The sequence below is a fragment of the Maribacter sp. MAR_2009_72 genome (genome assembly GCF_007827235.1).
Taxonomy (GTDB): Bacteria; Bacteroidota; Bacteroidia; order Flavobacteriales; family Flavobacteriaceae; genus Maribacter; species Maribacter sedimenticola.
On the sequence record NZ_VISB01000001.1, the window covers coordinates 1,886,876 to 1,906,465 of the forward strand.

At 37.9% G+C, this 19,590-nt stretch carries 19 protein-coding genes; 6 read left to right on the plus strand and 13 right to left on the minus strand.

All coding sequences use genetic code 11. The annotated features are described in order from the left end of the window. The first annotated feature begins 9 nt into the window (after positions 1 to 9). On the plus strand, positions 10 to 984 hold the full coding sequence (locus JM81_RS07800; RefSeq protein ID WP_144802018.1) for an L-histidine N(alpha)-methyltransferase: 975 nt from the start codon (positions 10 to 12) through the stop codon (positions 982 to 984). Between the two features lie 315 nt (positions 985 to 1,299). On the opposite strand, the gene JM81_RS07805 is transcribed toward JM81_RS07800, so the two are convergent. Both JM81_RS07805 and JM81_RS07810 read right to left on the minus strand, forming a co-directional pair. Then, positions 1,300 to 1,596: an isoamylase early set domain-containing protein gene (locus tag JM81_RS07805; RefSeq protein ID WP_089263326.1), complete on the minus strand. Its 297-nt coding sequence runs from the start codon at positions 1,594 to 1,596 to the stop codon at positions 1,300 to 1,302. Positions 1,597 to 1,745: 149 nt separating this feature from the next. Next, the gene (locus JM81_RS07810) at positions 1,746 to 2,831 is read right to left on the minus strand and encodes an aminotransferase class V-fold PLP-dependent enzyme (protein ID WP_144802021.1); all 1,086 of its coding nucleotides are present in this window, start codon (positions 2,829 to 2,831) and stop codon (positions 1,746 to 1,748) included. Positions 2,832 to 2,886: 55 nt separating this feature from the next. Here JM81_RS07810 and JM81_RS07815 point away from each other — a divergent pair, with 55 nt between their 5' ends. Continuing rightward, complete coding sequence (locus JM81_RS07815; protein ID WP_144802024.1) at positions 2,887 to 3,273, plus strand: 2TM domain-containing protein; 387 nt, start codon at positions 2,887 to 2,889, stop codon at positions 3,271 to 3,273. Beyond that, a complete protein-coding gene (locus JM81_RS07820; RefSeq protein ID WP_089263320.1) occupies positions 3,270 to 3,782 on the plus strand; it encodes a dihydrofolate reductase in 513 nt (170 codons plus the stop codon). Before JM81_RS07815 ends, JM81_RS07820 begins: the two co-directional genes overlap by 4 nt. On the opposite strand, the gene murI is transcribed toward JM81_RS07820, so the two are convergent. Together murI and pafA are read right to left on the minus strand one after the other, a co-directional pair. Next, positions 3,779 to 4,567, minus strand: a complete 789-nt coding sequence (gene murI, locus JM81_RS07825) for a glutamate racemase (RefSeq protein WP_144802027.1) — start codon at positions 4,565 to 4,567, stop codon at positions 3,779 to 3,781. The two genes, JM81_RS07820 and murI, sit on opposite strands and share 4 nt — an antisense overlap. A 1-nt stretch (position 4,568) precedes the next feature. Beyond that, a complete protein-coding gene (pafA, locus tag JM81_RS07830; RefSeq protein ID WP_144802030.1) occupies positions 4,569 to 6,242 on the minus strand; it encodes an alkaline phosphatase PafA in 1,674 nt (557 codons plus the stop codon). Between the two features lie 111 nt (positions 6,243 to 6,353). Between pafA and JM81_RS07835 the strand changes: the two genes are divergently transcribed. After that, positions 6,354 to 7,091: an MlaE family ABC transporter permease gene (locus tag JM81_RS07835; RefSeq protein WP_089263314.1), complete on the plus strand. Its 738-nt coding sequence runs from the start codon at positions 6,354 to 6,356 to the stop codon at positions 7,089 to 7,091. Further along, positions 7,091 to 7,858: an ABC transporter ATP-binding protein gene (locus JM81_RS07840; RefSeq protein WP_089263312.1), complete on the plus strand. Its 768-nt coding sequence runs from the start codon at positions 7,091 to 7,093 to the stop codon at positions 7,856 to 7,858. The genes JM81_RS07835 and JM81_RS07840 overlap by 1 nt, the downstream gene beginning before the upstream one ends. Here JM81_RS07840 and JM81_RS07845 read toward each other — a convergent pair. The 9 genes from JM81_RS07845 to porV all read right to left on the minus strand — a co-directional run bounded on the left by JM81_RS07845 (position 7,855) and on the right by porV (position 17,417). Beyond that, positions 7,855 to 9,324, minus strand: coding sequence for a DUF389 domain-containing protein (locus JM81_RS07845; protein WP_089263310.1), 1,470 nt, complete (start codon positions 9,322 to 9,324; stop codon positions 7,855 to 7,857). The two genes, JM81_RS07840 and JM81_RS07845, sit on opposite strands and share 4 nt — an antisense overlap. Before the next feature lie 2 nt (positions 9,325 to 9,326). Then, complete coding sequence (locus JM81_RS07850; protein ID WP_144802033.1) at positions 9,327 to 10,406, minus strand: mannose-1-phosphate guanylyltransferase; 1,080 nt, start codon at positions 10,404 to 10,406, stop codon at positions 9,327 to 9,329. A gap of 1 nt (position 10,407) precedes the next feature. Beyond that, the gene (locus JM81_RS07855) at positions 10,408 to 11,010 is read right to left on the minus strand and encodes a SprT-like domain-containing protein (protein WP_144802035.1); all 603 of its coding nucleotides are present in this window, start codon (positions 11,008 to 11,010) and stop codon (positions 10,408 to 10,410) included. Between the two features lie 2 nt (positions 11,011 to 11,012). Then, positions 11,013 to 11,693, minus strand: a complete 681-nt coding sequence (locus JM81_RS07860; protein WP_144802038.1) for an SDR family NAD(P)-dependent oxidoreductase — start codon at positions 11,691 to 11,693, stop codon at positions 11,013 to 11,015. Continuing rightward, positions 11,693 to 12,736, minus strand: coding sequence for a M28 family metallopeptidase (locus JM81_RS07865; protein WP_144802041.1), 1,044 nt, complete (start codon positions 12,734 to 12,736; stop codon positions 11,693 to 11,695). The genes JM81_RS07860 and JM81_RS07865 overlap by 1 nt, the downstream gene beginning before the upstream one ends. 81 nt (positions 12,737 to 12,817) lie before the next feature. Beyond that, complete coding sequence (locus JM81_RS07870; RefSeq protein WP_144802044.1) at positions 12,818 to 14,470, minus strand: pyruvate dehydrogenase complex dihydrolipoamide acetyltransferase; 1,653 nt, start codon at positions 14,468 to 14,470, stop codon at positions 12,818 to 12,820. A gap of 4 nt (positions 14,471 to 14,474) precedes the next feature. Beyond that, positions 14,475 to 15,473 (minus strand): pyruvate dehydrogenase (acetyl-transferring) E1 component subunit alpha, encoded by a 999-nt coding sequence (gene pdhA / locus JM81_RS07875; RefSeq protein WP_089263298.1) that lies wholly within the window; start codon positions 15,471 to 15,473, stop codon positions 14,475 to 14,477. A 192-nt stretch (positions 15,474 to 15,665) separates the two neighbouring features. Next, complete coding sequence (cdd, locus tag JM81_RS07880) at positions 15,666 to 16,151, minus strand: cytidine deaminase (RefSeq protein ID WP_144802047.1); 486 nt, start codon at positions 16,149 to 16,151, stop codon at positions 15,666 to 15,668. 117 nt (positions 16,152 to 16,268) lie between these two features. After that, a complete protein-coding gene (porV, locus tag JM81_RS07885) occupies positions 16,269 to 17,417 on the minus strand; it encodes a type IX secretion system outer membrane channel protein PorV (RefSeq protein ID WP_089263294.1) in 1,149 nt (382 codons plus the stop codon). 440 nt (positions 17,418 to 17,857) lie between these two features. On the opposite strand from porV, the gene gldJ reads away from it, so the two are divergent. Further along, positions 17,858 to 19,525, plus strand: coding sequence for a gliding motility lipoprotein GldJ (gldJ, locus tag JM81_RS07890; RefSeq protein WP_144802050.1), 1,668 nt, complete (start codon positions 17,858 to 17,860; stop codon positions 19,523 to 19,525). The last annotated feature ends 65 nt before the right edge of the window (positions 19,526 to 19,590 follow it).

The following is a 19,590-nucleotide window of genomic DNA, read 5'->3' on the forward strand; positions in this document are numbered from 1 at the left end:
AAAAAAGATATGCACAAACAATTAGCCATCTCCCTAGACACCCCTTTTAAACAAGAAGTATTTGAAGGCTTAACCTCATACCCAAAGTTTTTATCCTCCAAGTATATTTATGACAAAGCCGGTGACAAGCTCTTTCAAGATATTATGAATATGCCGGAATATTATTTGACCAATACGGAATATGCCATAATAGAGCAACATAAGATTCAACTAGCCCACATGTTCAGTTGTGGTAACCTACCGTTTCATTTAATAGAAATGGGAGCCGGTGACGGTAAAAAAACTAAAATTCTATTGCGTCATTTTACTCAACAAAATTTAGATTTCACATTTAGACCCATAGATATCAGTCAAAATGCATTAGATCAACTTCAGATAAATTTAAAAAGAGAAATTCCACGATTAAGGACAGAACCTTTGCAAGGTAATTATTTTGAAACGTTGCGTAAATTGAATTTTAATACGGAAGAACGAAAGGTTATTTTGTTTTTAGGCTCTAACATTGGAAATCTTTGCCATGAAGAAGCAATAGATTTTTTATCACAAATTCAAGAATATATGCAGCCAGAAGATTTGTTGTTCATTGGGTTTGATCAGAAGAAAAATCCTGAAACAATCCTGAATGCCTACAATGACGAGACCGGAATAACCGCTAAATTTAATAAAAACCTGCTCGTAAGAATTAATAAAGAACTGGATGCCAATTTTAATATAGATTGCTTTAAACATTGGGAAGTTTACGATCCGGAAACTGGAACGGCAAAAAGCTATTTGGTAGCAAAATCTCCCCAAAAAGTATTTATACAAGCCTTAGACCTACATATTTCATTTAAGGCTTGGGAAACCATACATACAGAGATTTCCCAAAAATATGATGATAGAACTGTTCAATGGTTAGCGGAACAATCCAATTTAACCGTTATAGATGAGTATAGCGACCCTAAACAATTTTACAAAAATTATCTCTTTAAAAAATCCTATTAAATACCATAAATGTAATTTGGAACAAAACCTTAATAGTGGAAAGAAATACTACCATAGTTATAACGAACATTCATTATTTTTCCATACTTGTATAAAAAACAATATTTCATAAAAGTGACAGTAAATGCCATTCCCTTATAAGTTAACGAGAAAACAATAACTGATGCGACATGGTATTATCCAAAAACGCGCAAATTACCCAAAGTCATAAAAACATAATTGCTTTTTGGCGCAGATTGACAAAAATCCTAAAAAAACAGCAACAAAAAAAGGCATAGCGTACACCATGCCTTTCATAAAACTATTTTTTTCTTTTTATAGTTCCAATACTGCATTTTCAGACCCAGCGTAATCATTCCATTGGTAACGATCAGCTTCAGTTTCATTGATATAATTTCCGTCTACCAAGTATTTAAACTCAAAAGAATTTTCTTTTGGAAGATCAAAAGTTCCTTTAAATGTACCGTTTTTCAATTTTTTTAAAGTACTAGCTTTTGGACTCCAATTATTAAAGTCTCCTACTACAGCTACACTTTTTGCCTCTTCTGCAGGTACGGTAAACGTCACTTTACATACCGGCTTGGATTTTAGATATTTCTTTGCAATTGCCATGATATTAATTTTAGAATTTAGGACAAAACTACTATAATAAAACACTCATTACCAATACGTAAGACCATTTTTATGAATATGATAAAAATTAAAGTCTTTTTAACCCTCCAATAGAATTTTATCCTACAAAAATTATCTTTAATGAATAGCTATCTCGTTGTCTTTAAGATTTTTACAATGTCATCTATATCCTTTTCATTATTATAAAAATGAAAACTTAAACGCACTCCATCTCCCCTTTGGGCACAATGGACACTATTACTTTCCAGTTTCCTGTAAACCTCGTTGTCTACCTTAATATTAAAAATAGAGCTATGACCTATTCTACGACTAAATTTTTCATCCAACAGCCCTAATTGTAGAAATGCCGCCTTTGCCTTTTCCGCCAATTGTTGATTATGGAATGTTATGGCATCCATCCCAATCTTGACAAAATAATCCATTGAAAATTTTAAACTACCAAAATTTAAGGAAGATAAATGTCCTGGTTCAAATAACTTGGCAAATCTAATTTTATTCTTCTTTTCAAAATCACCATTTGCAGCATTGAAACCAATAGTTCGTAAATTAACGTTTTTACTTATCTCATCAGAAAACAACATAAAACCATTTCCATATCCTGCCAACAGCCATTTGTAAGCACTTGCTCCCAATACATCAATGCCCGAAGCATCAAAATCAAAACTTGCACTTCCACAAAACTGCGTGCCATCTGCAACTATCAATAAATTGGGAAAATCTATTTTTAGTCTTTTTAAAAAAGCGCGATCTATAGAAAAGCCATCTACCCATTGCACCAAACTTAACGCCAAAACATCAATTCCTTTCTTTGCAATTAAATCATAGATAACATCTTCCAAATCATACGTCATTTGCACATATTCAATATCAAAATCCCTATTTTCAAAAGCCCAGTTCAATGAAGGGTAATCCCCTTTTAACAACAACACCTTTTTCTTAGGGTTCAACCCCTCAAGCAACATATTTAGGGCAATGGAAAAATTGTTCACCAATGCAACACGCTCCCTATCACAGTTAAAAAAACGTCCTACGGTATCCCGTGTTTCGGAAATCACTTGTAGAGCCTTTGAACGCATATCACTTCCATGTATCAAAAAATCAAGATCATGTTCTTGACGCCAGTCCAATAACGATTCATACATTGGACCATAAACTGCAGTATTGGCATAAATACCATTTCGTAGTACCGGAAATTCCTTTCTTAATTTTTCCATATTTTATTGGGTAATATACATTTCCTGTATCTTTGAGTTAAAGATAGGAAGAGCAATGTTTTCCAAGAAAAAAAACACCAAAATAGATGTAGAGCAACATGAGCTCGTAGAAAACGCACAAAAGAGAATAGCTCAGAAAAAAAAGCTATACACTCACTTTGTAGTGTTTTTGATAGGTAGTGTTTTCCTAATCCTGATAAACAAAATTTTAAAATACGGTCAAGAATATGATTGGTTTATATGGGCCATAACATTCTGGGCATTTTTATTTGCACTGCACATATTCAATGTATTTATTACCAATAGATTTATGGGCAAGGAATGGGAACGTTCCCAACGGGAAAAACTAATTCGTAAACAGCAGGAACGAATTAATGTAATGCAGAAAGAATTGGATACCCAGCAACCTTTAGAAATTGAACCTAAAAAAAAACTGTATTGAAAACCCTAATAATGATTGCCGCCGCAGCCGAGAACGATGCATTGGGCAAGGATAACGACCTATTGTGGCATTTGCCGGATGACTTTAAGCGGTTTAAAAGATTAACAACTGGCCATAAAATAATTATGGGAAGAAAAACTTTTGAGAGTTTTCCAAAACCTTTACCCAACAGGACCCATATTATTATAACTAGAGATAAAAATTACACTACGGATTTTAAAGATTGCATAATTGTACATACGATAGAACAGGCCATTGATTTGGTAGCTAACGAAATTGCCTTTATCATTGGTGGTGGCGAAATATACGCATTGGCGGAAAAATTTGCAGATAAAATAGAACTAACAAGAGTTCATGCAAATTTTGATGAAGCGGATACCTTTTTCCCAGAAATAGATGAGTCTCTTTGGATGCTATCCGTACAAGAATTTCACCCCGCAGACGAGCGCCATAAATTTGCATTCACTTATCTTACCTATACCAGAAGAAATCCTTCTTTCAATGTTTAAAAATCTAAAAAATTAACATTTGATTCCATATTGAAAGGAGTTAAAATACCGGCTAGCACCTTCTTATTAATGTTTGTATAAAATTGATGCTTACCCTTTTTGTTAAGGTCTGCAAGCAAATTAAATTTCTCCAATACATTCTTGGTCTGTTTTGCTACAGCCCGCCCAGAATCTATTATCGTTACATTTTTCGGCAATATTTTCCGCAATACGGGAATTAGGTATGGATAGTGGGTACAGCCCAGTACCAAATGATCCATTCCTTGCTCCAACATTGGGGTGATATAACTTTCCAAAAGTCCAAACAATTCCGGACTTTGCAACTGCCCAGCTTCAATCAACTCTACCAAACCGGTTCCCTGTTGTTCCAATATGGTTATACCGGCAGCATGATTTTTAGAAGTACTATGAAAGAGACTACTGGACAAAGTTCCTTTTGTAGCCAATACACCCACAATTTTTGATTGCGATCGTAATGCGGCCGGTTTAATAGCAGGCTCTATTCCTATAAAAGGTATGGAGTAATGGTCTCGTAAATACTCAATAGCATTTGTGGTCGCCGTGTTACATGCCACTACCACCATTTTACAATCCTGTGCCAACAAATGTTCAACATTCTTAATACTTAGCGCTATAATCCGCTCATTAGATTGTTCCCCATATGGAGCATTTTTACTATCTGCCAGGTATATGCAATCCTCATTGGGTAGCAATTCCTGAATTTCACTCCAAATAGAAGTGCCACCTATACCAGAGTCAAAAATGCCTATTGGCCTGTTATCCATATTATTCCAATACCTGTATTATTGGCTTACCTGTTGTACCATTAGGAAATGAAATACCCAAAAGGGCGGAAATGGTAGGCGCTATATCAGGAATTTCCGTTCGTTCAAAAGTCGCTCCCGGTTTAATTCCCTTACCATAAAAAAGTAATGGTGTATGGGTATCGTAAATTTGGGGAGACCCATGGGTTGAACCCGTTTCCGAATAAGAAATGAAACCGGGTTTTAGCACCACCAAAATATCACCAGAGCGCTTTTGATTATATCCATTCTGTAAAATGTAAGGAATACCATGGGTATACTCATTATTCCACATTTGATCCGCAGTGTACACCCTATCAACAGCATCATAACTTAAAAACTCCTGTGCAATTTCCGCTTGGACTTCAGCAAGGGTCAAATCAAGATTTTTTATGATTTTATGGTCCAGGAACAGCTGATAATTAGAATAGTTTTTCACAATATCCTCTGTACCATAGGTATACCTTAAAAACTCGGCTAATTTTTTGGAATTAGTAGCATTATCAACATAACCTGATGGAATTTTTTGATCTCTTAAATATGCAGGCACTTCAATTGCTGCATGGTCCGCAGAAAGAAACAAGGTATACTCACCTTCGCCCACGGTTTTGTCCAATGCTTTGAACAATCTTGCCAAATCCTCATCTAAACGCAAATAGGTATCTTGAACTTCCTTGGAATTTACACCGTACTTATGACCAACATAATCCGTACTGCTATAGCTTACCGCTAAAAAATCCGTTATGTCATCTTGCCCCAATGCTTCCTGTTTTAAAGCTTCTATAGCAAAGTCCGTTGTCAGGGAATTACCAAAAGGTGTTGCCTTGATAATGTCAAAATCCTTGTCCTTATTCAATAAAGATGTAGTACTATGAGGAAAGGTTGGTGCTTTTTCACCATTAAAAAGCCCTTCATAGGCGTTATTGTCAGTACCACTTTCTTTATACTCCTTAATATCCTTTAATGTATTCCATGCTTTCTTGTACGATTGTGCTTTTCCAGATGCATTAAAATCCTGCACCCATTTTGGCAACACATCCATATAATATGAACTTGTTATCCATTTCCCTTCATCCTCTCCATGAAACCAATATGCAGCATTGGCCGTATGGCCGCCCGGCAATACAGCGCCCCTATCCTTTAATGCTATGGCAATGGTCTTACTTCGTAATTGGTTATGAAGCCGTAATTCATCGGTAACTGTGGTAACGGTCATTCTATGCGGAGACATTTTACCAGCATTGGATGCAGTGCCTATTGATGAATATGTTTCATCACCCGCACAATATACATCTTGTTCTATTTCCTTATCATACCAATTATTACCTATCACCCCATGAACGGAAGGAGTAGTTCCCGTATAAACAGAAGTATGCCCAGGACCTGTGCTGGTAGGTGCATAATTGTAATGATTGTTCTTACAGTTAAACCCTTGCTCCACCAATCTCTTAAAACCATCCTTACCATAATGGTCGTAAAAGCGTGTTAAATAATCATAACGCATTTGATCCACCACAATACCTACCACTAACTTTGGCTTGGTTCTTATAATATCCTCCCCGGTGGTAGATTTACCCCGGTTTTGTGCAGCGACATTTGCGCTTAAGGAAAATAGTCCCAAAACAAACGCGACTACAAAATAACTTCTGATTTTCATACTGATCCAATTGTAGCACAAAAGTAAATAAATTACACCTTTAAAGATTAAACCGAGGTTAAATGAAGTCCATTATTGTTATTTTTACAATAAGAATTCTATTTTTATTCAATGAACTATTTGGCATCTGTAGGAAGCTATGCAATTATGATCCGTGAGGTATTTAAAAAACCTACCAAATGGAGAATAATGAAAACGCTGATTTTAAAGGAAATAGACGAATTAATCTTTAGTTCATTAGGTATCATAATTTTTATTTCCTTCTTTATTGGTGCTGTGGTTGCCATACAAACCGCATTGAACCTTACCAACCCACTCATACCAAGAAATCTTATAGGATTTGCCACTAGACAATCTGTTATCTTGGAATTTGCCCCAACGTTCGTTTCCATTATTATGGCAGGAAAAGTTGGATCCTATATTACATCCAGCATTGGAACAATGCGCGTTACAGAGCAAATAGATGCTTTAGAGGTCATGGGCGTAAATTCATTGAATTACCTGGTATTCCCTAAAATTATTGCTATGCTGTTTTATCCGTTTGCAATAGCCATTTCTATGTACGTAGGTATTTTTGGCGGATGGATGGCAGGTGTTCTTGGTGGATTTTTAACCAGTACCGACTTCGTAACCGGACTACAGACAGATTTTGTGCCATTTCATATTGCCTATGCATTTATCAAAACATTACTATTCGCTTTCATTATAGCTACTATTCCATCATTTCATGGTTTTTATATGAAGGGTGGTGCTTTGGAAGTTGGCAAGGCAAGTACGACCGCTTTTGTTTGGACCAGTGTTGTCATTATTATTTTGAACTATATTTTAACGCAGCTTTTACTAGGATAATGATAGACGTACAAGACATACACAAATCTTTTGGCGACGCCCATATCCTTAAAGGTATTTCTACCAAATTGGAAAAAGGTAAAACCAACTTGATCATTGGACAAAGTGGATCTGGAAAAACTGTATTTCTTAAATGTCTATTAGGTCTTTTTTCCCCTGAAGAAGGTAATATTGTTTACGATGGTAAAAAATACGCTGACCTATCCGATAATGAAAAGCGAGAATTGCGACAGGAAATGGGCATGGTTTTTCAAGGAAGCGCTCTTTTTGACAGTATGACCGTAGAAGGCAATGTAATGTTTCCGTTGGAAATGTTTACCAAACAGTCCAAAACAGAAATGCAAGACCGTGTCAATGCGGTACTGAAAAGGGTAAACCTTATTGATGCCCATCATAAGTTTCCATCCGAAATTTCCGGGGGTATGCAAAAAAGAGTTGCCATAGCCAGGGCCATAGTCATGAATCCCAAATATTTGTTCTGCGATGAACCAAATTCTGGACTTGACCCCAAAACCGCTATCTTAATTGATAATTTGATCAAGGAAATTACAGAAGAATATAATATCACCACCGTAATCAATACCCATGACATGAACTCGGTAATGCAAATTGGGGAAAAAATCATTTTCCTTAAAGATGGGTACAAGGAATGGGAAGGCACTAAGAATGAAATCTTTAAAACAGATAATGAGGCCGTTACCAACTTCGTCTATTCCTCTGATTTATTTAAAAAAGTACGTCAAATGTACATTGAAGAACGTAATTAATCTTTAGGCATTTCCTTAATCTGAATATTCTTGTTATTCAATCTAAGGCGCAACCACTCTTGCAACTTGGTCATATCCTTAACGGTTTCAGACCTGTTGGCATCTTTCTTCCAGGTAACCTCAAATAATGGAATACTATCAGTCTTATTAAAATCCGTCGAAATCAAATATGCATATCCCATGCGCTCCAGATTTTCATAATTGGTTTTAGCCTCCAAGCTAATTTCATTAAATGGAATCTGATTGGAGGAGATTTGATTTAACCTCAGCAATTCCGTTTCAAGAAACTTAATGCGCTCATCCTTATTGGAAAGAATACTTTTTTGAGATTCATATAGCTCATTTACATATTTGAGCTCATTGGCCTCATCACTCTTTGAACCCTGCACGACCACCAAATCTATTCCCTTGAGCTGTTGGTACTCTTGCATTTGATTTTCCCATGTGGCAATTACATTATCGGGTATTGTTTCATTGCCCATAAAAACCAACTCTATCTTGGAGTTGTCCTTATCACTATATACGATCTCGCTAAAATCCTTCAAGAATTTTCCTTCTCCCGTAAACTGATAAGGCACTATTTTTTCATCGATAAAACTTCCGGCGTCTCGCATAAACAGAGATTTTTGAAATACGCTATAAAAGGTAATTCCTGCCGGAATCATTACAAGAATAGCTAGCAATGAAGCCAACCTACTGATCAACCTTCTTCGTTGCGAATTTACATAGCGTACCATGGGAAAACGCAAAAGCTTGATCACCAAAAACGTTGCCAATGCTATAAAAATGGTGTTAATGGTGAAAAGATAAAGTGCACCGGTGGCGTAGGACCAATTTCCTATTGCCAAACCAAAACCAACCGTACATAATGGTGGCATCAACGCAGTTGCGATCGCAACCCCAAAAATAACACTAGCTATGGTTCCCTTTTTTGCACGGGCAATTACCAGAGCCAAACCACCAAAAAATGCAATTAATACATCTCTAATATCCGGTGCCGTTCTTGCCAATAACTCAGAAGACTCATCCCTAAGCGGAAAGAACCTGAAAAACAAATAGGCCGTAATGACACTCAAGACCACCATAACGGCAAAATTTTTCAATGATCTTTTTAACGTGTCTATATCATTGATCGCCACGGACATGCCAATTCCTAAAATTGGACCCATTAGCGGCGAAATTAACATTGCACCTATGACCACTGCAGTAGAATTGGCATTAAGACCAATTGAGGCTATAAAAATGGAACAAATCAAAATCCATGAGGTATGGCCCTTAAAAGGAATATCCGCTATTATGGCTTCCTTGGTCGCTTGCTGATCCGTGTTGGTACGTATATCCAACAACTCGGACAAAAATTTCTTGATGCTACCTAAAAGCCCTTGAAAATCCTTTTTTACCTCTTCACCCCCACTACCTTCATTACTTGTTGGGGTAATGTTATCTTGATTAAGATTGTTTTCCATAATTAAGCATATTCATCTCCAAAGGTTTCCTTGACCTTATTGAGCACTTGTTTAATATCCTGTTCCTTGGCTTTTGGATAAATTAATAAAACTTCATCCTTATCCACTATAATATAATCATCTAGTCCATCTACCACAACCACTTTTCCTGCTTTAGACCTAATCATATTGCCATTGGCGTTTTGCGTCAACACTTTAGCGTTGACAACAGCATTATTGTCTTGGTTCTTATCAAGCTTATCATATAACGAACCCCATGTTCCTAAATCGTTCCAATCAAATGTGGCTTCCAAAACGAAGATGGCATCTGAATTTTCCAAAATAGCGTAGTCAATGGAAATATTTTCGGCACTTGGATAAGTATTGGCAATAAATTCACGCTCACCACTTGTATTATATGCCGAAAAACCATCGAGAAACAATTGGTGCTGTTTGGGCTGGTAGTGCTGAAAAGCATCTACTATAGTCTTTACACTCCACATAAATATCCCGGCATTCCATAAAAAGTTTCCTTGGGCCAAAAATTCCTTTGCAGTTTCATAGTCCGGTTTTTCCCTAAACTGATTTACTTTTTTAATTTGGGACTGATCAGATTTATCAAACTCAATATATCCAAACCCTGTATTAGGAAAAGATGGTTTTATTCCTAATGTACATAATACATTCTCTGTCTTACATTTTTCAAAACATGCTGTAACATCTTTTGCAAATGCTTCTTCATCTTCTATCCAGTGATCACTTGGCGCTACGATCATTACCGCATTTTCATTCATTTTTTGGATTTTCATTGCCGCGTACAAAATACAGGGGGCCGTATTTCTCATTGCAGGCTCCAATACTACCTGGTCTTGCTTTACCATTGGCAACTGCTCCAATACCAAATCATTATAACGCTCGTTAGTCAGAATTAAAATATTCTCCGTAGGTACAAACTTGTTTAAACGTTGAAATGTTTTCTGGATCAAGGTACTGCCCGTACCCAGCATATCATGAAATTGTTTTGGGTTATCACTCGTACTTATTGGCCAAAACCTTGACCCCACTCCACCTGCCATCAATACGGCATAATAATCTTTGTTCATATTAACTTTTTATTAATTCCACTTCGGCATTGGGCTGAAATAAAAACATTCTGCCAGAAGCCATTTCTATACATTCATAGCGCTTGGTACGTTTGTTTCCCTTTTTAAAAATTTTTCCATTATAAATTCTAAAAACGCTACCTATTGGTAATTCGTAAACGTAATTTTTATCTGATTGTTGCTCGTCATATTGCTTTAATGCAATAGACAAGCGGGCGTCTGTACTACTACTTGCTTTTGGGTTCTTAAAATGTCTTGCAATCAACGGTAACACCTGTGCAGGAAACACTTCGGGCCTTATAAACGGCAACATTAAATGTTGAAAAGTTTTTTTCCATTCCACACCATGTGGCTTTATTGATCGACCATATTTTTCAAATGCGACCAAGTGCGCAATTTCATGAATGAGCGTTATTAAGAACCTATATTTATTTAATGATGCGTTTACTGTTATTTGATGATGCCCATCTTTCCTTCTTCTATAATCCCCATGCCGCGTTACCCGTTCATTTACGATCTTTAAATGTACGTGCGTTACCTTTATAAGTTCAAAACATGGAATTACTGCAGATTCCGGCAGATATTTGGCTAAAGTTTGATGCATATTTAAGGTGTACTACTACTTACCTGTAAAATTTTTCCATTATAAAGTTTATGACCAGTCAAAGTAAAATTCATAACATACTCGGCCATTTCTATCGCTGTTACCGGTGCTTTATATCCTGGAAAAGCTTCTTCCAACATCTCGGTCTGCACCGCTCCCAATGCCAGCGCATTGAAAGAAGGCCCCGTTTCCTTAAATTCTTCCGCAAGTAATTCCGTCAAAGTCAAAACCGCACCTTTACTTGAACTATATGCCGCCAACCCTGCAAACTTGGCACTACCTTGAATACCGCCCATTGAACTAATGGTAACCACATGGCCTCTATTATCCATGAAGGGCAAGACCAACTTTATCATTTCCGCCACTCCAAAGACATTGACCTCATAGACCGATTTAAATTCTGCTTCCGTAGTTTCCAAAAAAGGTTTATTGACCAATTTTCCCGCATTATTGACAAGGGCAATGACATTGGCATTCCTTTCTTTTAAGAAGGAACATAAATGCTCCCTGTCCGTTGCAGAGGATACATCAAAAGGGAATGTTTCTATATTCTTATTCCCAAGTTCCTTAATTGGCCCTTCATTTCTTGAAAGGGCCAATACCATATTACCTTTAGCGGCCAATAACTTGCATAACTCATAGCCAATGCCCCTGCTGGTACCTGTTACAATAATGTAGTCCATTACTCGTATTTTACTTCTTTTATAGGTGCATTAATAATGCCCTCTAACATAGGTTTTGCATCATTGATTATCGATGACATATGTTCAAAATCCATTAAATGTGCTTCATCCCCAACTTTATGATATTCCCCAAAATTAGTAAAGTCAAATGAACTATACGTTTGTGAAGGCACATTGAACTCATCATGGAACGGTGCATTATCCGACCTTCTAAACAAATTAAACTCTTTGGCCTTTGGTAGAAAACCTACAAAATTCTTTCCGGCATGAACATTGCTGATTTCCGCTAAATTGGACTGCTCATAACCCGTAAGATATAAATCGTGATCTTTATTGAGCATAGGTACCCCAATCATTTCAAAATTCAACATTACATATACATTTAAATTTTCCTGCTTTAATTTTTGTGCCAAATGCTTGGAACCCAACAACCCTTTCTCTTCCGCAGAAAATAGTGCAAATAGTATACTCCTTTTATTATTATTTATTCCACCAAAATATTTAGCAAACTCAATGACTGCAGTTGTACCTGATGCGTTGTCATTGGCCCCATTGGCGATATTGTCGTCAGCAACGGCATTGATCAAACCTATATGATCATAGTGTGCACCTATAATTACATATTCGTTCTTGAGCGCAGGATCAATGCCTGGCAGAACCCCAACTATATTATAAGCTATACCGTCACTATAATTGCTTAAAGTATCCTTATAGGTAGAAAAATATGGTGCAACATCGTTCTCCTCAAAAATATCCTCAATAAAACTGGCCGCTTTCCCTATACCTTCGCTACCGGTATCCCTACCCTGTAATTCATCAGAAGTTAAAAAAACCATTGTTTTTTCTATATCATGAGAACTTGTAGCGACACCGGCCTTGGATTGTATAGTATTTACCGCAGTAGGAACATTCTCCGCACCTTTAGACACGGATCCCTGTACCCCTTTAGGATTGGTGGGATTTAGTACAGTGGACTGGTCTATTTTGGCGTTTCCACAACTTAAGACCATTAAACCAATAAGTACTATAATTATATATTTCATATTACTATCATTTAGATTCTAAAGATAAAAAAAAGCATCCCGTTAAAAGGATGCTTTCATAATTCTATTTATTGAAGATTCCTAGGCTAGCATTGTCACCGGATTCTCAACATATGACTTTAATGTCTGAAGGAATTGTGCCCCTACAGCACCATCAACAGTTCTATGATCACAAGCAAGGGTCAATTTCATGGTACTGCCCACTACAATCTCACCATTTTTTACTACTGGTTTTTCAACAATTGCCCCTACCGACAATATTGCCGAGTTAGGTTGATTAATGATACTTGTAAATTCTAGGATACCGAACATTCCCAAGTTAGATACTGTAAACGTACTTCCCTGCATTTCTGCGGGAGCTATTTTCTTACTACGTGCTTTTCCTGCCAAATCCTTAACGGCCGCACCAATTTGGGTAAGTCCCAAAAGATCACAGTGTTTTACCACGGGTACTACCAAGCCTTCATCCACTGCAACCGCTACACCCATATGAATATGCTTATTATACGTTGTAGTGTCACCGTTCCAAGTAGTGTTTACTTGAGGATGTTTCTTCAGCGCCATAGCACAGGCCTTTAAAACCATATCATTGAAAGACACCTTGGTATCTGGCAGACTATTGATCTGCGCCCTGGACGCTTTGGCATTGTCCATATCAACCTCAATTGTAAGGTAAAAGTGTGGGGCACTGAACTTTGAATTACCCAAGGCCTTGGCAATCGCCTTACGCATATTAGAATTCTTGACCTCTTCCGTACCTTCTTCCCCAGACGGCAATGCCATGGAGACTGGTTGAGATGCAACAGCGGTTTCCGCTTTTCCAGCAGATGCCGCTTCAGGTGCTGCAGCAGTACTTGGAGTATAATTCTCTATATCTTTTTTAATAATCCTTCCATTATCACCGGATCCGGTAACTTTGGCCAAATCTATACCTTTATCGGCAGCAATCTTTTTTGCCAAGGGAGATGCAAAAATTCGTTCCCCATCAGCAACCGATTTTGTATCCTCTTTTTTGGTATCCGCTTGGGCCGGCTTACTTTCTTCTTTAACCGAACTCGTCGCGGCACTTTTCTTCCCTACACCGGACTTATTGTTCAAAACGGCATCAACATCCGTACCTTCAGGACCTATAATGGCCAAAACAGCATCTACAGGGGAAGATTCACCTTCTTGAATACCAATATATAACAACTTACCACTATAAAATGACTCAAACTCCATAGTAGCTTTATCCGTTTCTATCTCTGCAAGAATATCACCTTCTTCTACATCATCACCTACCTGCTTTAACCAACTTGCTACGGTACCTTCCTCCATGGTATCACTTAAACGGGGCATCTTTACAACTTCCACTCCTTCCGGAATTTCACCACCGCCTTGTTCCGTATCTTCGGAAACCTCCATTTGATCTTCATCTTCAGATGCAGTATCACCAGTAGTTTCAGAGGCCGGCGCAGATGTGCCACTACCGTTCAATAAAGAAGAAATATCCTCACCTTCATCACCTATGATGGCCAATAGACTGTCCACAGGTGCAGTGTCGCCTTCCGGAATCCCAATATGCAACAAAGTACCTTCATTGAAGGATTCAAACTCCATCGTAGCCTTATCGGTTTCGATTTCTGCCAATATATCGCCTTCTTCAACTTTATCTCCTACGCTCTTTAACCATTTAGCTACGGTACCCTCTTCCATGGTATCGCTTAAACGGGGCATATTTACTACTATAGCCATTTAATTATATTTTATGTTGAACAAATGGAAAATCCTCTTGTTCGTAAACCATATCATACAATTGGTTTACTGGTGGATAATCTGACTCTTCTGCAAACTTTTCGCATTCCTTAACCAAATCCTTGACCCTTTTGTCAATTTCCTTGATTTCCTTATCTGTTGCGTATTCGTTTTCCTTTATAATATCCAATACCTGGGTTATTGGGTCTATTTTCTTGTATTCCGCAACCTCATCCTTGGTTCTATAATGTTGGGCATCTGACATGGAATGACCTCTATAACGGTAAGTCTTCATTTCCAAAAATGTTGGACCGCCACCACTTCTTGCTCTTTCTATTGCCTTGCTCATTTCTTGGGCAACCGTTACAGGATTCATACCATCCACAGGGCCACAAGGCATTTCATAGCCCAAACCAAGTTTCCAAATTTCCGTAGAGAACGATGTACGTTCAACTGATGTACCCATGGCATAACCATTGTTCTCACAAACGAATACCACTGGCAATTGCCATAACATAGCTAAATTGAACGTTTCATGCAAAGAACCTTGCCTTACGGCGCCGTCTCCCATATAACACAAGGTAACATTATCCCTACCGGCATACTTGTCGCCAAAGGCCATACCGGCACCTAAAGGAATCTGACCTCCTACGATACCATGCCCTCCGTGAAAACGATGTTCTTTTGAAAATATGTGCATAGAACCACCCATACCTTTGGATGTCCCTGTTACTTTACCATATAATTCCGCCATTACACGTTTGGGATCTACACCCATACCAATTGGCTGCACATGGTTTCTATATGCAGTGATCATACGATCCTTGGTAAGGTCCATTGCATGTAGGGCGCCAGCCAAAACAGCTTCTTGACCATTATACAAATGAAGAAATCCTCTTACCTTCTGCTGAATGTAAACAGCGGCCAATTTATCCTCAAATTTCCTCCAAAATAGCATGTCCTCATACCATTTCAAATACGTTTCCTTGGTGATTTTTTTCATCAATTTTAACTAAAGGTTTTAAAATTCCCTGAGATTCATATGGTAAGCTTGACCAATGTCTCGCAGAGGGGCAAAAATACACATATAAATGAATCGATAAAAATAATAGAAGCAAATGAATTACGAAATTATATGCTTAACAAAAACAATAAAGAACGTGGTTATTTTATGGAAGGTGTTTTACAGCACGTATTATAGATAGCTACTATTGAACCCCAGTGGCAAAAGGTCCGCTACGGAATTGCACATAATGACCTTGCCCTTCTCACCCATAAACAACAGTTTAATAGGTTCCGATTGTTTAAACTCATATTCCGATATGGCCTGCCTGCAGCTACCACAAGGCGCAACTGGCTCGTTGACACCATGGTCCAATGCCGCGGCAGATATTGCTATGGCCCTAATACGCATTTCAGGATATTTGGCCCCAGCATAGAATATTGCTACACGCTCAGCACATAAACCGGCCGGATAGCAGGCATTTTCTTGATTGTTCCCTTCAATAATTTCATTGTTCTCCATTAATACCGCAGCACCTACCGAAAATTTGGAATAAGGTGCATAGGCCTTTTTTCTTGCATTTATAGCCGAGGACATTAAGGTCTTAAACGATTCATTCAATTCCTCGACATTTTCATGAACCGTTACCTCGATATTTATTTTTTTACGTTCCGCCATCTTAAATTGTTAGGGTCATTTAGTAACCAATAGGCTAATTTACATATTTTGAACCCGAATGGCTCAAATAAAAAAACCTGCACAAGGCAGGTTTTTTTACTTTATAAAATTGAAATTTTAATCATTGTAAAACTCCTCCCCTAAATTAAAGGTCAAGGAAAACCTTAACGTGTTCTCCAAAGGATTCCTTACCTGAGAGGTAGAGAAAAGATAGGATAAATCTATTTGGGCAGAATTAAATTTAAAGCCCGCACCCAATGTAAAGAATTTTCGGGAACCCTTATCCTCGCTTTCGTTGAAATAACCCGTTCTGAACATAAATGAATCTTGATAGGTATATTCTGCACCTAAGGACCATGTAAATTCCTTTAACTCCTCACTGAATCCGTCCGGGGCATCAGTAAAAGAGTTGAATATACCACTAAAGCCACTTTCATTTTGGTAAATATCATTGTCTTCCGCATCTACATCGCCATCATTATCAAAATCCTGGGGCGTTGGCACAAGAAGCTTGCTAAATTCCGCAGTTAACCCTACAACGTTATCCTGATCCAAGATGAAATCAAATCCGCCTCCAAACCTTAGGTTACTTGGCAAGAAATTTTCCTGTCCACCCGCATCATATTGAATTTTTCCTCCAATGTTGGAAAGATTGAATCCTGCCCTCCATCGACCATCAAAATTATTGTAAGCTATTTCCCTAGACCTATAAAAACCGGCCACGTCTACAGCAAACGAACCTGCCGCCTGCGAATCCTCAGACCCGTTTTGTGGTAATTTTAAATTTGACCTGATATATCTACCGGCCACCGCCATAGAGAACGTAGGGCTTAACTTTAAGGAATATGAACCATCTAGAGCCAACTCATTTGGTTTGGCAATAGTACCGGGGTCATTGGCAAACTGCCTTAATTCTATCTCGCCCAAAGTGAAGTAGCGCAAACTTACCGCAAACGCACTTTGTTCGTTCAACTTATTAAAATAACTGGCATTCAATAACGATATATCCGTAATAATACTCTCCAAATACGGGGTATAACTTACCCCAATACCCATTTTACGCTCGGCAAATGCAAATTTTGCAGGATTCCATTGCTGAGAAAAGGCATCGGTAGAAGTTGCAACCCCCATATCACCCATACCGGCAGACCTTGCATCGGCAGCTATAGTTAGAAATGGTACAGCGGTGGTAATAACACGTTGGTCATTCTGGGCCGCAATTTTCCCAATTACAAGTACAAAGAAAATTATTGAGATTTTTCTCATTGGAATTACATCTTTAAAATAGGAGCGAAATATACCTTTAATATATAATCACCCTTAATATTTTACATGAAAACGGACTTTTTACCGTTATCTTGTATTGTTATCTAGTTTTTTATTAGAAAAAATAAAGAACAGGTTAAATCAAAGCAGCACTAACACTTCTAAAATAAGAAATTCGCAGGCGCGCCGATCAGCTCTAAAAGAAATGCCCTAAACCATACTATTTAGTTTATTTGTCCGTTAAGATAATTAAGTAAGCCCATTTTACGTAAACGGGACGGTGATAGAATCATTTAAATTATTTTGAATTGTAAAATAATCTTATAAAAACACCGTTCTATTGAGCGAAAGTGACAAACAAATTAAAAGAAAACTTAGTATTATAAGGAATAGAAGCCAAACTACTATAACTTATAAAAAATTGAACTCAAGTCCTAATTATGAAAAAACGTTTAATAAAAGTTGTACTCTCATGCACTGTTATCGTTGGGGGATTAACGGTTAACAGCTGTTCTAAATCTTCATCGTCCAAAAATACGTCTAGAGCTACAGGTTGGAAAATAAATGCCAAGGAAGGTGGTTTTCAATATAATACAGACTTCAAGGAACAAGAAACCGCTCCTGGATTAGTATTTGTTGAAGGTGGTACATTTACCAAGGGTAAGGTACAGGATGATGTTATGCATGATTGGAACAACACGCCAACATCCCAACATGTACAATCATTTTACATGGATGAGACAGAGGTGACCAATGTAATGTATCTTGAGTATCTTGACTATTTAAAAAGCGTATACCCTCCGGAAAATCCTAAATATACCAATATTTATGTAGGAGCTTTGCCGGATACCTTGGTTTGGAGAAACAGGTTAGGATTTAACGAAACCATGACCAACAACTACTTAAGACACCCAGCATATGCAGAATATCCTGTGGTAGGCGTTAACTGGATACAGGCGACACAGTTTGCAGAATGGAGAACTGACCGTGTAAACGAAGTTATGTTGGAACGTGAAGGTTATCTATCCGAAGATGCCAAATACCAGGCCGCAACCGGAGAAGTACAGGGCACTTTTAGCACAGAAGCATATTTAAACAGGCCAGAATCTGTTTATAATGGTCAAATAGATTCGCTTCAAGGTAAAATGAAAAAAGATAGTACTTCTGCTTTCGCAAAAAGAAGTAGTGGTATCATAATGCCAGAATACAGACTTCCTACAGAAACGGAATGGGAATATGCTGCACAGGCACAAGTTGGGCAAAGGGAATACAACAACTATAGAGGTAGAAAAAAATATCCTTGGGAAGGCGATTATACTCGTAACGGACAACGCGTAGGACGTGGAGATCAATTGGCCAACTTTAAACAAGGTAAAGGTGACTATGGCGGAATTGCAGGATGGTCTGACGATGGTGCCGATATTACGGCGGAAGTTATGTCCTACAAACCAAATGATTTAGGCCTTTACGATATGGCAGGTAATGTGGCCGAGTGGGTTGCGGATGTCTATAGACCTATTGTTGATGACGAGGTAAGCGATTTTAACTATTATAGAGGTAATATTTATATGAAAAGCGCCATAGGGGAAGATGGCAAAGTCAAGGTCTTAAAAGATTCCATTGCCTTTGATACCCTGCCCAATGGAAAAGTTATTGCCGTTAACCTTCCGGGAGAAATAAAAATGGTTCCTGTAGACGAAGAAGAGACTTATTTAAGAACCAACTTCTCATCAAGCGACAACAGAGGTTATAGAGACGGAGATTCAGGTTCTTCTAGGTTCTATGACAGGTTTAGCGATGATGAGGAACAGGACGACAAGAAAAAGATGTACAACTCACCAAAGCACTCCGTGGCCAGGGACTCTGCCGGAAACCTTATAAAAGGTTACGACTCATCAAACAACAGAACAACGCTTATCAATGATGAAGTTAGAGTATACAAAGGCGGTTCTTGGAGAGATAGGGCATATTGGTTAGACCCTGCACAAAGAAGGTATTTGCCACAATATATGGCAACGGACTATATAGGGTTTAGATGTGCAATGTCTAGAGTTGGTTCAAAATCAAAGACTAAGAACAAAACGGTTAGAGGTAAAAAAGCCAAATAACATTTTGTTCATATCATAACTATTAAAAGCCCTTTTCACAAAGGGCTTTTTTTATATCTTCGATT

Excerpts from the sequence above, each read along its gene's own strand:
- JM81_RS07800 (WP_144802018.1), top strand. The coding sequence starts at position 10 with ATGCACAAACAATTAGCCATCTCCCTAGACACCCCTTTTAAACAAGAA.
- JM81_RS07805 (WP_089263326.1), bottom strand. The coding sequence starts at position 1,596 with ATGGCAATTGCAAAGAAATATCTAAAATCCAAGCCGGTATGTAAAGTG.
- JM81_RS07810 (WP_144802021.1), bottom strand. The coding sequence starts at position 2,831 with ATGGAAAAATTAAGAAAGGAATTTCCGGTACTACGAAATGGTATTTAT.
- JM81_RS07815 (WP_144802024.1), top strand. The coding sequence starts at position 2,887 with ATGTTTTCCAAGAAAAAAAACACCAAAATAGATGTAGAGCAACATGAG.
- murI (WP_144802027.1), bottom strand. The coding sequence starts at position 4,567 with ATGGATAACAGGCCAATAGGCATTTTTGACTCTGGTATAGGTGGCACT.
- pafA (WP_144802030.1), bottom strand. The coding sequence starts at position 6,242 with ATGAAAATCAGAAGTTATTTTGTAGTCGCGTTTGTTTTGGGACTATTT.
- JM81_RS07835 (WP_089263314.1), top strand. The coding sequence starts at position 6,354 with ATGAACTATTTGGCATCTGTAGGAAGCTATGCAATTATGATCCGTGAG.
- JM81_RS07840 (WP_089263312.1), top strand. The coding sequence starts at position 7,091 with ATGATAGACGTACAAGACATACACAAATCTTTTGGCGACGCCCATATC.
- JM81_RS07845 (WP_089263310.1), bottom strand. The coding sequence starts at position 9,324 with ATGGAAAACAATCTTAATCAAGATAACATTACCCCAACAAGTAATGAA.
- JM81_RS07850 (WP_144802033.1), bottom strand. The coding sequence starts at position 10,406 with ATGAACAAAGATTATTATGCCGTATTGATGGCAGGTGGAGTGGGGTCA.
- JM81_RS07855 (WP_144802035.1), bottom strand. The coding sequence starts at position 11,010 with ATGCATCAAACTTTAGCCAAATATCTGCCGGAATCTGCAGTAATTCCA.
- JM81_RS07860 (WP_144802038.1), bottom strand. The coding sequence starts at position 11,693 with ATGGACTACATTATTGTAACAGGTACCAGCAGGGGCATTGGCTATGAG.
- JM81_RS07865 (WP_144802041.1), bottom strand. The coding sequence starts at position 12,736 with ATGAAATATATAATTATAGTACTTATTGGTTTAATGGTCTTAAGTTGT.
- JM81_RS07870 (WP_144802044.1), bottom strand. The coding sequence starts at position 14,470 with ATGGCTATAGTAGTAAATATGCCCCGTTTAAGCGATACCATGGAAGAG.
- pdhA (WP_089263298.1), bottom strand. The coding sequence starts at position 15,473 with ATGAAAAAAATCACCAAGGAAACGTATTTGAAATGGTATGAGGACATG.
- cdd (WP_144802047.1), bottom strand. The coding sequence starts at position 16,151 with ATGGCGGAACGTAAAAAAATAAATATCGAGGTAACGGTTCATGAAAAT.
- porV (WP_089263294.1), bottom strand. The coding sequence starts at position 17,417 with ATGAGAAAAATCTCAATAATTTTCTTTGTACTTGTAATTGGGAAAATT.
- gldJ (WP_144802050.1), top strand. The coding sequence starts at position 17,858 with ATGAAAAAACGTTTAATAAAAGTTGTACTCTCATGCACTGTTATCGTT.